12 protein-coding genes are annotated in these 11405 nt (G+C 60.8%); 7 read left to right on the top strand and 5 right to left on the bottom strand.

What is annotated here, in order from left to right:
- Positions 1–6: 6 nt before the first annotated feature.
- Positions 7–1353 (bottom strand): NAD(P)-dependent oxidoreductase, encoded by a 1347-nt coding sequence (locus B0E49_RS19355; protein ID WP_077564344.1) that lies wholly within the window; start codon positions 1351–1353, stop codon positions 7–9.
- A 156-nt stretch (positions 1354–1509) separates the two neighbouring features.
- On the opposite strand from B0E49_RS19355, the gene B0E49_RS19360 reads away from it, so the two are divergent.
- A complete protein-coding gene (locus B0E49_RS19360) occupies positions 1510–2256 on the top strand; it encodes a TetR family transcriptional regulator C-terminal domain-containing protein (protein WP_077564346.1) in 747 nt (248 codons plus the stop codon).
- A 22-nt stretch (positions 2257–2278) separates the two neighbouring features.
- On the opposite strand, the gene B0E49_RS19365 is transcribed toward B0E49_RS19360, so the two are convergent.
- Both B0E49_RS19365 and aptA read right to left on the bottom strand, forming a co-directional pair.
- Complete coding sequence (locus B0E49_RS19365) at positions 2279–3796, bottom strand: CoA-acylating methylmalonate-semialdehyde dehydrogenase (RefSeq protein ID WP_077564348.1); 1518 nt, start codon at positions 3794–3796, stop codon at positions 2279–2281.
- 74 nt (positions 3797–3870) lie between these two features.
- Complete coding sequence (gene aptA, locus B0E49_RS19370; protein WP_077564350.1) at positions 3871–5229, bottom strand: omega-aminotransferase AptA; 1359 nt, start codon at positions 5227–5229, stop codon at positions 3871–3873.
- A gap of 134 nt (positions 5230–5363) precedes the next feature.
- Here aptA and B0E49_RS19375 point away from each other — a divergent pair, with 134 nt between their 5' ends.
- From B0E49_RS19375 to B0E49_RS19400, 6 genes are all read left to right on the top strand, one after another.
- Complete coding sequence (locus B0E49_RS19375) at positions 5364–6308, top strand: LysR family transcriptional regulator (protein ID WP_077564352.1); 945 nt, start codon at positions 5364–5366, stop codon at positions 6306–6308.
- Between the two features lie 171 nt (positions 6309–6479).
- Complete coding sequence (locus B0E49_RS19380; RefSeq protein WP_144264633.1) at positions 6480–7895, top strand: hypothetical protein; 1416 nt, start codon at positions 6480–6482, stop codon at positions 7893–7895.
- Between the two features lies 1 nt (position 7896).
- Positions 7897–8421, top strand: coding sequence for a DUF2249 domain-containing protein (locus B0E49_RS19385; RefSeq protein ID WP_077564354.1), 525 nt, complete (start codon positions 7897–7899; stop codon positions 8419–8421).
- Positions 8418–8729, top strand: a complete 312-nt coding sequence (locus B0E49_RS19390; RefSeq protein WP_210411681.1) for a metal-sulfur cluster assembly factor — start codon at positions 8418–8420, stop codon at positions 8727–8729. Before B0E49_RS19385 ends, B0E49_RS19390 begins: the two co-directional genes overlap by 4 nt.
- Positions 8730–8735: 6 nt before the next feature.
- Complete coding sequence (locus B0E49_RS19395) at positions 8736–9002, top strand: hypothetical protein (protein WP_077564356.1); 267 nt, start codon at positions 8736–8738, stop codon at positions 9000–9002.
- Positions 8999–9238 carry a DUF2249 domain-containing protein gene (locus B0E49_RS19400; RefSeq protein ID WP_077564358.1) on the top strand — a complete coding sequence of 80 codons (240 nt, stop codon included), beginning with the start codon at positions 8999–9001 and terminating at the stop codon, positions 9236–9238. The genes B0E49_RS19395 and B0E49_RS19400 overlap by 4 nt, the downstream gene beginning before the upstream one ends.
- Positions 9239–9884: 646 nt before the next feature.
- Here the strand turns inward: B0E49_RS19400 and B0E49_RS20385 are convergent.
- Together B0E49_RS20385 and B0E49_RS19410 are read right to left on the bottom strand one after the other, a co-directional pair.
- Entirely contained in the window at positions 9885–10430 is a 546-nt protein-coding gene (locus B0E49_RS20385) for a hypothetical protein (protein WP_144264634.1), read from the bottom strand.
- A gap of 145 nt (positions 10431–10575) precedes the next feature.
- On the bottom strand, positions 10576–11405 hold an 830-nt coding region (locus B0E49_RS19410; RefSeq protein ID WP_144264635.1), incomplete at its 5' end, for an Abi family protein.

Here is an 11405-nt window from a genome sequence, read left to right on the forward strand (position 1 = left end):
GTCGGTTCAGGCGCTGAGCGCTGCATGAATGGACTGAGCCGCCACTTTGCCGTGCTCTACCGCTTCAACGGTCAGGTCGCGTCCACCCAGCCGGCAGTCGCCACCCGCCCACACCTTGGTGTTTGACGTGCGGCCTTCATCGTCCGTGACAATCCGCCCTTGTCTGAGTTCCAGGGTACTGCCCAGCGGCTGTGCAACAAAGCTTTGCCCAATCGCTTTCAAGACAACGTCGGCCTCCAGCGTAAAGTGCTCGCCCGTCTCCAGCAATTTGCTGCCAGCCACCCTCGTGCAGCCAAATTGCACGCCGGTGATGCGCCCGCTCTCGGCCAGCAGCGCTTTGGGCGTTGCCCAATGACGAATATGAACCCCGTTTTTCTGCGCCCAGTCCTGCTCGTATCCCGAGGCCGACATATCGGCGGCACCGCGCCGATAGACGATGGTGACGCTCTCCGCACCCAGTTTTTTGGACTGCACAGCCGCATCCACGGCCGTCATGCCACCGCCCACCACAACGACTTTGCGGCCGACGGGCACGGTGGAATAGGCACGTGCCTGGCGCAGTTCGGCGATGAATTCGACGGCGTTACGCACGCCGGCCGCCTGGGGCTCTTCAATGCCGATGGCATTCACCCCGGCCAGGCCCAGCCCCAGGAATACGGCATCAAACTCACGCGTCAAGGCATCCAGCTGAACGTCAGCCCCCAATCGGGTGTTGCTTCGCACTTCAATACCGCCGATGGACAGCAGCCAGTCGATTTCTTTTTGAGCAAAACCGTTGGTGGTTTTGTAGGTGGCCAGGCCGTATTCATTGAGTCCCCCCAATTTGGGGTTGGCATCCATCAGCACGACGTCGTGCCCCAGGCGCGCAAGGCCGTGCGCGCAGGCCAGCCCGGCGGGGCCAGCGCCCACCACGGCCACCTTGCGGCCTGTGGACGCGGCGCGTGTGAACAAGGGTGCGCCCCGCTTCTCGAAAAATTTGTCGGTTGCGTAGCGTTGCAACAGACCAATCTCGACAGGTTTGTCTTCGCTGGTATTGCGCACGCACGCCTGCTCGCACAACACTTCGGTCGGGCAAACGCGTGCACACATGCCGCCCAGAGGGTTGGCACTCAGGATGAGATCAGCCGATCCACGGATGTTGTCGTCCGCGATTCTGTGAATAAAACCGGGGACATCGATGCCTGTCGGGCAGGCAGTCTGGCACGGCGCGTCGAAGCAGTAGTAGCACCGGTCTGCCTCAATCTTGGCTTGCGCCAGATTCAGTGAGGCATGTGAATCACAAAAATTGTGATCGTATTGATTGAGGGGCAAGCGTGCCGGATGGACGCCGGGTGTGGAAGAATCAATCTGCATATTCAGCTTTCCAGGTGCAACGGGTTGATCAACAGGGAGTCCGGAAAAATTGGCTGGCGACACATGTGATCGAGGGACTGATTAAGTGCAAAAATCCAAGTTTTACCAATTGGTAAAAACCCTCTCTGAACCAAATAAAACAACTGGAAATCCGACATGAAAAAAGTGGCTGGGGCGAAAGCCGTGAAATACAGTCCTGCCCGTGAGCAGCTCGAGCAGGACATACTTGCCGCCGCAAAGCGCCTGTTTGCCCAACGCGGCTTCGGAGGAGTTTCGCTGGACCACATTGCCCGTGAAGTGGGAGCCTCCAAACAAAACCTGCTGTACTACTTCCCCAGCAAGGAAGAGCTTTACCGGCGCGTCCTGCATGGCGTGCTGGATGTCTGGCTGTCATACATGGAGGCCCTGAGCCAGCGCCCGGACGACCCGGAACAGGCGCTGCGCGAGTACATCGCAGGTAAATTGCGGTTTTCCCGAGAGCACCCGGACGATTCGCGTGTGTACGCAAATGAAGTGATCTCGGGCGCACCCATTTTTTTAGCGGAGATTGCCGAGCGCGTGGTCCCTGCACTCCAGGCCGACGTCGCCATCTTCAACAAGTGGGCCGAGCACGGCCTGTGCCGCCCTTTGGACGGCAGGCATCTGATGATCTTGTTGTGGGCGTCGACACAGGTGTACGCTGACTGGGCCAGCCAGATCAGCCTGGTATTGGAAAAACCAGGGCTAGAAGCCCAGGATTTTCAGGCGGCCGAATCCCTCATTGTCGACATGGTGCTGCGGACCGTTTTAATCACGCCCCCGCTGGACGAACCTCAGGGGCGCGCCTTGGATCGGCCCACCAAAGGTCGCGGGAAACCCCCGGCGCTCAGGCCACAGAAGCAGACTGCGTCACGCAGGGCGTGACGCAGTACCTGCATGGTGTGATTTACCGATGGGATGGAAAATTGAACACCGCTCCTTCACGCACGCCTGCCGAGGGCCAGCGCTGCGTGATGGTCTTGCGCTTGGTATAGAAACGCATGGCGTCGGGACCGTAAGCGCCCAGGTCACCGAACAGGCTGCGCTTCCAGCCACCGAATGAGTGGTAGGCCACCGGCACCGGCAACGGCACGTTGATGCCGACCATGCCGACTTCGATGTGATCGCTGAAGTAGCGTGCCGCCTCACCATCGCGTGTGAAGATGCAGGTGCCGTTGCCGTACTCGTGAGCATCGATCAGGTCCATGGCTTCCTGCAGCGTTTTCACGCGCACCACGCCGAGCACCGGGCCAAAAATTTCTTCCTGGTAAATGCGCATGCCGGGCTTCACGTTGTCGAACAGGCAGGCGCCAAGAAAGTAACCCTTCTCATGGCCGGCGACTTGCAGGCCACGGCCATCGACTACCAGCGTGGCACCTTCAGCCACGCCCTGATCCACATAGCCCTTCACCTTCTCAAAGTGCTGCTGCGTGACCAGCGGGCCCATATGGTTGGCGTTGTTGGTGCCCGGACCAACCCTCATTTGCGCCATCTCGGCCTTCAGGCCGGCGATCACGGCGTCGGCGGCCACGTCGCCTACGGCCAGTACCAGCGGAATCGCCATGCAACGCTCGCCGCACGAACCGAACGCCGCGCCCATCAGCGCACTGACGGCATTGTCGATGTCAGCGTCGGACATGACGATGGCGTGGTTCTTGGCACCGCCCAGGGCCTGCACGCGCTTGCCGTGGGCGCAGCCGGTGGCATAGATGGATGCGGCGATGGGGGTGGAACCAACGAAGCTCACGGCCTTGACGCGTGGGTCGGTCAACAGCGTGTCCACCGCCTCCTTGTCGCCATTCACCACGTTGAGCACGCCGGGGGGCAGGCCCGCCTGCAGTGCCAGCTCGGCGATCCGCAGCACCGACGACGGGTCGCGCTCCGAGGGCTTGAGTACAAAGGTATTGCCGCAGGCCACGGCCATGGGCCACATCCACAGCGGCACCATCGCGGGGAAGTTGAAGGGCGTGATGCCCGCGCACACGCCCAGCGCCTGGAACTCGCTCCACGTGTCGATGGAAGGACCCACGTTGCGACTGTGCTCGCCTTTGAGCAACTCGGGCGCATAACTGGCGTATTCCACATTCTCGATGCCGCGCTGCACTTCGCCATGCGCGTCGGACAGCACCTTGCCGTGCTCGGCAGTGATGAGCGCGGCGATCTGATCGGCGTTTTCTTCCAGCAGTATCTTGAGGCGGCTCATGACGCGTGCGCGCTTGAGCGGCGGCGTGTTGCGCCAGGCCGGGAAGGCCGCCTGTGCCGAGGCGATGGCCTGCTCCACCGTAGCCTTGCTGGCCAGCGCCACGCTCTTGTGCGACAGGCCGGTGGCGGGATCGAACACCGGCTGGGTCCGACCGGTATCAGGGACGTGCCGGCCGTCGATAAAGTGGCCGATGGTGGCTGTGACGTTCTTCTCGTTCTTCATGGTATTTGAGGTAAAAAGTGCTGCAAGCGCTTATGAGGTAAGCGCCTGTCGCTATTAATAAAGGAGCGCCTTGTTCAGGCGGTTTCGGCCAGGGCATCCCCCAGCGCGTTGATCAGCCGGTCGATCTCGGCCTTCTCGCTGATGAAGGGCGGCGCCAGTTGGATAGTGTCGCCGCCGTAGCGCACATAGAAGCCCTTCTTCCAGCAGTTCATCGCAATCTCGTACGGGCGGCGTGCCGGCTCGCCGGGCAGCGATGCGATCGTGAAGCCGGCGGCCAAACCATAGTTGCGGATGTCGGCCACGTGTTTCACGCCCTTCAGGCTGTGCACGGCAGCCTCGAAATGCGGCACCAGCGCCTTGACGCGGCCGATCATGTCTTCCTTCTGCAGCACATCGAGCGCGGCGATGCCGGCAGCGCAGGCCACGGGGTGGGCCGAGTAGGTGTAGCCGTGCGGAAATTCGACCAGGTATTCCGGACCGCCCGCGTCCATGAAAGTGTCGTAGATCTCCTTCCTGGCGATCACCGCGCCCAGCGGCTGCGCACCGTTGGTGACCTGCTTGGCGATGTTCATGATGTCGGGCGTGACGCCGAAGGCCTCGGCCCCGGTCATGGCGCCGGTGCGGCCAAAGCCGGTGATGACTTCGTCGAAGATCAAGAGGATGTTGTTCTGCGTGCATATCTCGCGCAGGCGCTGCAGGTACCCCACAGGCGGAATCACCACGCCGGCAGAGCCCGAGAACGGCTCGACGATGACGGCGGCGATGTTGCTCGCATCGTGCAGCGCGATCACGTCGAGCAGCTTGTCGGCCAGCTCGGCCCCTAGGGGCGGCATGCCCTTGTGGAACGAGCCCATGCACGGTTGGGTGTGCGGGATGTGGTCGGCCTCCAAGCCCTGGCCAAAGAGCTTGCGGTTGCCGCCGATGCCGCCAACCGAAATGCCGCCGTAGTTCACGCCGTGGTAGCCCTTCTCGCGGCCGATCAGGCGCGTCTTGCTCGCCTGGCCTTTGGTGCGCCAGTAGGCGCGGGCCATCTTCAGCGAAGTGTCGGCGGCTTCCGAGCCCGAGTCGGTGAAGAACACATAGTCCAGGCCTTCGGGCGTCAGGTCCTTGATGCGGTTGGCCAGCTCGAACGAGCCCGGGTGGCCGAACTGGAATGCCGGCGCGTAATCGAGCTTGGCGGCCTGGCGGCCCACGGCCTCGGCGATTTCGCGCCGGCCATGGCCCAGGCCCGTGCACCACAGACCCGAGAGGCCGTCGAATATCTTGCGGCCTTCGGCGTCGGTGAAATAGGCGCCGCTGGCCTCCACGACCATGCGCGGGTTGGCCTTGAACTCGCGGTTGGCCGTGTAGGGCATCCAGTGCGCGTCCAGCCAGGCCGCGTCCATGCGGGGTGCAGTCGCCGGTGTGGGTTGGTCAACGTGAGCGAAGGTCATGTGCTTTCTCCAGAGTTTGAAATCAAGGAACCATATTGGGCCCCTCGCAAGACATTTTGCGAGTTGGTAATTGCATTTTGGAGAGTTTTATTAACCTCTAAAATGACGCAATATCAACGTTTACTTGGGGATTTATGCAAGTGATTAAGCCAGACCCCAAGAAGCGGGCCGTATTGGGTCAATTGAGCGACATGGACCTGCGGCTGCTGCAAGTCTTCAAGAGCGTGGCGGATTGCGGCGGGATGGCCGCAGCGGAACTGGAACTGAACATCGGCATTTCCACCGTCAGTCGCCACGTGAAGGACCTGGAGACGCGGCTGGGCCTGGTGCTGTGTCGCCGTGGCCGCGCCGGTTTCGCGCTCACCCCCGAGGGCCAGCGTGTGTATGACGAAACCCTGCGCCTGCTGGCTTCGGTCGAGGGCTTTCGCAACAGCATCGACGATATCCATTCCCGCATGGGTGGTCAGTTGGCGGTAGCGGTGTTTGACAAGACGGCCAGCAACCCGCAGGCCCGCATTGGCGAGGCGATTGCCCTGTTCACGGAGCGTGCGCCCGAAGTGGGCCTGCAGATGCATGTGGCCTCGATCAATGCGATTGAGCGCGGCGTGATCGATGGTACTTACAACGTCGGCATCATTCCGGTTCACCGCCATTCGCACAGTCTGCTTTATGCCGAGCTGTTCGACGAGACGATGCTGCTGTACTGCGGCGCTCGGCACCCGCTGTTTGGCGCCAGCCATGGGCCACTGACCTGGGATGGGCTGCGGGCCTATCATTTTGCGGGCCTTGGTTACCACTCGCCCAACATGGCGTTGAGCCACAGCGCACGATTGCCGCGCAAGGCCACGGGGTTTGACCAGGAGGCCATCGCCACACTGATCCTCTCGGGGAAGTTTCTGGGTTTTCTGCCAGACCACTACGCCGAGGCGTTCGAGCGGCGCGGGCAGATGCGGGCCGTACAGCCCGCCCTGTTCCGCTACCCATGCCGTTTTGTGAGCCTGGTTCGGCGCTCTCCGCAGCCGTCGCGGGCGGCGCAGGCGTTTCATGAATGCCTGGTCAAAGCGCACGCCAGCGCCTAGCAAATGGGTTTTGTCGCACCCAACCACCGGCGAAATCCCGGGCCTCGCCTCACCCACGTGCGACGCTGAAAGACATCGGGCACGGTGTTGAGATTGCACAAAATCTTTTACATGCACATAAAACTATATTTAAAATATATCTTTTAAAACGAAGCTAGAACAACTGTGTCAATGTCGATCGGATCAAAGGTTTCACGCTGGACGATGGTGCATTTCGGGTGCGCCATCGCCGCCCTTTTGGCCGCTGAGGTGTTGCTGGTCGCCGGCTATGCCGACCCGTTGGCGGGGTTGCGTGCCCCGGCCACGCTGGCCGGAGTGCATCTGATCACGATCGGCTGGTTGAGCCTGCTGATGTTGGGGGCGCTGTACCAGTTTGTCCCGGTCATCACCAACACAACGCTGTACAGCCAGCGCCTGCCGCTGTATTCGCTGCTGGCGATCGCGCCCGGTCTCGTGGCGATGCTGGCCGGCTTCGTGGCCTTGGGCGGCACGCCTTTCCTCGCCACCGTCTGGCTGCCGATCGGCGGTAGCCTGGTGCTGACCGGTTTCGTGCTGGGAGCCATCAATCTCGCGGCCACACTGTGGCGCGCGCGCCCGCTGCCGCTACCGGCCGACTTCGTGGCCTTCAGCCTGGTGTTCCTGTTATTGACCGGCCTGATCGGCCTGGGCTTTGCCCTTGCGTTTGCACGGCCACGACCGCCCGCTTTCCTGCTGGACCTGATCGGGCGTGGCCTGAGTCTGCATGTCGCGGTCGGCCTGGGCGGCTGGTTCACGTTGACCGTGATGGGCGTCAGCTACCGTTTGCTATCAATGTTCATGCTCGCGCCTGACGAACCGCGCCGCAGCACCTATGCAGCGCTGGTACTGACCGTAGGCGGCCTGACCTTGCTGGTGGCTGGCGGACTGGCCGGGCTCTGGGGCGGCGTGGCGCTGGGCTGGATCGAGGCACTCGGTGCGACGCTGGCGGGCCTTGGCGTCATTTGTTACCTGGCCGACATCATCGAGTTCTACCGCGCTCGCAAACGGCGCCAGCTGGAGTTGAACAGCGTGACGGCGGCGGCGGCGCTGACCCTGATCGCGCTGGCACTGGTGCTGGCCGCACTGGCCATGGCATGGGGCGTGCTGGGCCGGTTTGCCGGCGCGATCGGCTATCTGTTTGTGTTCGGCGGCTTGAGCGGACTGGGCCTGAGCCAGCTGTACAAGATTGTTCCGTTTCTCACCTGGCTCGAAGTGTTCGGAAAACGGCTCGGCAAGGGCCCGGTGCCGCGCGTTCAGGATCTGGTCAACGAACGCCGCGCCAGGCCGGGTTTTGCGCTGTATTTCGCGGCCACGGTATTGGCCAGCGCCGCCCTCGCGTGCGCTCAGCCGGTGCTGTGGAAAATCGCTGCGACCCTGCAGCTGGTGGCAACCGTTCTGATCACGGTCGAGCTCTGGCGCGCGCGCCACCCGGACCCGAATACCAAGTCCAGCCTGGTGCGGCCCCCCGGCATGCCGTCGCCGCCGGGCCAGCCGAAGACGCCGTCGCCCATGGCCGCCGCCGCGGCAACCCTGGCTTCCTCCCCTTCCCACCCCATTCAAGGAGAATGACATGACCGTTTCACTGCTGACACTCGATGTGCGCCCGATTTTGCGCAACGGCGGCGAACCTTTTCCGGAAATCATGAAGGCGGTGGCAAAGCTTGAGAGTGGCCAGGGCTTGCGCCTGCTGGCGACCTTCAAGCCGGTGCCGCTGTTTTCGGTGATGCAAAAAAAGGGTTATGCCCATTGCGAGAAAGAACTGGGCAAGGGCGATTGGGAGATTGTCTTCAAACCCGAAGGCGCCGCTGCGCCGGAGCCGGCCGCTGCGGTTGCCAGGCCGGGTCAGGACGACGCCAGCGGGTGGCCCGCGCCGAGCCACTCGCTCGACAACCGCGGCATGATGCCGCCAGAGCCCATGGTCATCACACTGGAGACGCTGGAGAACATGACCCCTGGCGAAGTGCTGGAGGGTTTGTATGACCGGGATCCGCTGCTGCTGTATCCGGAACTGCAAACGCGCGGTCATCAGGCCCATTGCGAGAAAACCGGCGCCAGCGAATATCGGGTCCTGATTCGTTGCGGAAGTGCATCGTGAGCGGGCCCACCAGCGACGAAATGCGGGAGGCACTGAAGGATGTGTTCGACCCCGAACTCGGCTACAACATCGTCGATCTCGGCCTGGTCTACGAGGTCGAGTTGATCGACCGCCTGGCGGTGGTCATCATGACGATGACGACCCCGGGGTGCCCGGCCTCGGACATGATCCAGGGGGGCGTGAAGCAGCGCCTGGAAGACATGGAAGGCGTGGACGAAGTCGAGATCAACCTGGTCTGGGATCCACGCTGGAGTCCACAGGCAATGAGTCCGCAGGCCAAGGAGCACTTTGGCATCGAGCAGGAGTGAGCCGGCATGGAACCATACGACGCGCTGGCCGCGCTCAACCGTCTCTTCGTGCAAGCCCTGCGAGGCATGGGAGACGCCGGAGAAATCGATGCCGCCTGCCGTCTGGCGGCACAGGGCTGGTCGCTGCTACGGCACGATCAGCCGAAGGAAGCCGAACGCCTGAACGGCGTCATGCACAACCTCACCCATCCCAGGCGCAACAGCCGAAAAGAATCGCCCCATGGCGATAGCGCAGTTTTATCAACCCCAACCAAAAAGGAAACACACTCATGAGCGACAGCGAAAACTTGGACGTACGCCAACTTGTTCCCATGCAGCGGCATAGCACCATCTTCAGCACCTGGCAGGGTCTGGCTCCCGGCAAAAGCTTTATCCTGATCAATGACCACGACCCGAAACCTCTGTACTACCAGTTTGATGCAGAGCACACCGGGAAATTTACCTGGGACTATCTGGAGTCGGGCCCGGAAACCTGGCGCGTACGGATCGGCAAGACCGCCAACGCGTGAAATGGCGCGGCCTGGGTTCAGGCCGCCGCTGCAAATAGCATTCAGGGCCGGGCTCCGCTTCGATAGCAGCCCGGCCCTTTTCAGCTTCAGTCCAGGCACACATCCCACGATAGCTGGAGCGCACCGGCCATCCGGCCACCAATTCGAGAAACTCCTGGCGAGAGCGACAAGGGCCGTGTGACCGACGACGCAACGTCATGAACGGCACACGCGAGACCGGACGCGGGTCCCCAACGCAAGCGTCAGAGATTGCGTCAGAAAAAAGCGGCCTTTTTGAGAGGCCGCGTTTTGTTTCCATATTCCTAACCTGTTGATTAGAAATGGTTTTTTCTGGTGGCTGGGGCGGAATCAAACCATCGACACAAGGATTTTTAATCTTCTTGTAACTTCATTACGTTCAATAACTTGCGCCTAATAGCTTCTATATATCTAAGAATTTTTGCTCCGCCAGCCTCCTCTCAGGACGCGATTTCCGCAGTGCGTTTGTAGAAGCCAAAATCGCCCGCGGAGCGCGAGCATTCGGCATTGGGACTTCCTGATAGACGGTATTGGCAGGGGGCCCTTTGGGGGCTGCAAGCCCGGGGTATGGGGTGCAACCCCATGTAGCGCAGCGCGACTGGTGACGCGCCAAGCAAAGCAAAGCCCGTCACAGAGCCCAAGCCATCCCCATCATGAAAACTCCAGCGCCTGCCGCGAAAGTCACCATAGCGACGCCAACAAAGATGATGTGCAGGCTGCGCTGTTTGAGTTTGGACTTTTCGGACACTCTGGCGAGAACGTCGTGCGCAATGGCCACCGCAACTATTGATGCAACGAACGCGCCAACTAAAAAGAGAAGGAGTGCCCCAAGAGCGTACGGCCTAAATTTCTCGAAATTGCCTTTGGCGACTAACGCTTGCGAGAACGCCAACACTGCAGCAACACCGGCACTATTGAGTACTGCCAAAGCCTTTCCTGCTTCCATGAATAAGCTCTCAACTCGCTCGTCTGCTTTTGATAACACGGCATGCCGGTCGGAAAGAGTTTCGAATTTTCGTTGGCTTTTTCTAACCGCCGCTTCAGCCTCAGAATGCAAGACATGCGCCTCCTCCAGCGCCCATTGCTCAGCCAGAAGTTTTTGCTGCAACTGAACATTTGATGATTGCAGTAACTCAGCAAGCGGCAGCGGGTCATGCAGGGGAGATTGGTCCATTCTGCATTCTCCCACGGCGGAGTTTGGACCGAACGAACACTAATTGGCTGCCTGAAATTCCTGCCCAGTTGGTCTCCCGCCTTCCCGTTAGCGAGGTATGGTCACAGGGTTGATCAGATTCCCCTAAGGCCGCTGCGATAGCAGCTTATGCCCACGGCTGAGCATTGCTCCAGTTGGCAGGAGCGCCCATTGCCCGAATCTCTTCGTCGTTTCGTGTAGCTAGCAATTCCTTCATCCGTGCCGACCAGGTGCCGTCAGGATCAATGATTCGCGTGCACCAAGAAAGCATAACAAGGGTGTTGTAAATCCGCCGATCCTGCTGTTCGTTGAACTGGCTTGCCAAGGAGGCGGGACGATTGGGCAAGGTCATTGTGAATGTCAACTTACGATTCCACACCCTGCAGTGGTGTGCGCATAGATTGCGAATGTGTGTGAGGTGGTGGGCAAAGGCGCAAACCACTACTTCATCAAGTCCCAAGCGGTGCGCTATTGCCTGTCGATCGCGGCGATGCTTCAGATTATTAAGCCACTTCGACAGCTGGCCTAGGGTCAATAGTTCGCCTATGGCCCAAGTAGGCGGCCTCGATGGTTTGGTGTATTTGCTGTGATAGTGCTGAACAAATGTCTCTTTGCTGCGCTGCAACTCATCGTCGAGGCTTCCGAGACACGCGGTGTACATGGAGGAGTTTTTGAACAGCGAGGCGTCAAGATAGGAGTGCGCGCCGTATGTCTCCGTGAGCATCTGCGCCCAATGCGTTCGAAGTGCGATCTCGACCTGCTGTATCGCTTCTAGAAGCAGTAACCGCACTTTCCGATCGAACATGTACGTGACCACGATCTGATCGAATGTAATAGTCCGACGAACACCGTCTTGCGGAGTTGAGCAGGCGGCGTGAAGATGGCGTCCACGATGAAACAAGCGGACGCCAAAATTGGAGTGCCTGCAGCGACACAAGAACGCGCCAGGACGCGGCG

Origin of the sequence: Polaromonas sp. C04 (assembly GCF_002002705.1) — a bacterium.
Lineage (GTDB): Bacteria > Pseudomonadota > Gammaproteobacteria > Burkholderiales > Burkholderiaceae_C > Rhodoferax_A.

Excerpts from the sequence above, each read along its gene's own strand:
- B0E49_RS19355 (WP_077564344.1), bottom strand. The coding sequence starts at position 1,353 with ATGCAGATTGATTCTTCCACACCCGGCGTCCATCCGGCACGCTTGCCC.
- B0E49_RS19360 (WP_077564346.1), top strand. The coding sequence starts at position 1,510 with ATGAAAAAAGTGGCTGGGGCGAAAGCCGTGAAATACAGTCCTGCCCGT.
- B0E49_RS19365 (WP_077564348.1), bottom strand. The coding sequence starts at position 3,796 with ATGAAGAACGAGAAGAACGTCACAGCCACCATCGGCCACTTTATCGAC.
- aptA (WP_077564350.1), bottom strand. The coding sequence starts at position 5,229 with ATGACCTTCGCTCACGTTGACCAACCCACACCGGCGACTGCACCCCGC.
- B0E49_RS19375 (WP_077564352.1), top strand. The coding sequence starts at position 5,364 with ATGCAAGTGATTAAGCCAGACCCCAAGAAGCGGGCCGTATTGGGTCAA.
- B0E49_RS19380 (WP_144264633.1), top strand. The coding sequence starts at position 6,480 with ATGTCGATCGGATCAAAGGTTTCACGCTGGACGATGGTGCATTTCGGG.
- B0E49_RS19385 (WP_077564354.1), top strand. The coding sequence starts at position 7,897 with ATGACCGTTTCACTGCTGACACTCGATGTGCGCCCGATTTTGCGCAAC.
- B0E49_RS19395 (WP_077564356.1), top strand. The coding sequence starts at position 8,736 with ATGGAACCATACGACGCGCTGGCCGCGCTCAACCGTCTCTTCGTGCAA.
- B0E49_RS19400 (WP_077564358.1), top strand. The coding sequence starts at position 8,999 with ATGAGCGACAGCGAAAACTTGGACGTACGCCAACTTGTTCCCATGCAG.
- B0E49_RS20385 (WP_144264634.1), bottom strand. The coding sequence starts at position 10,430 with ATGGACCAATCTCCCCTGCATGACCCGCTGCCGCTTGCTGAGTTACTG.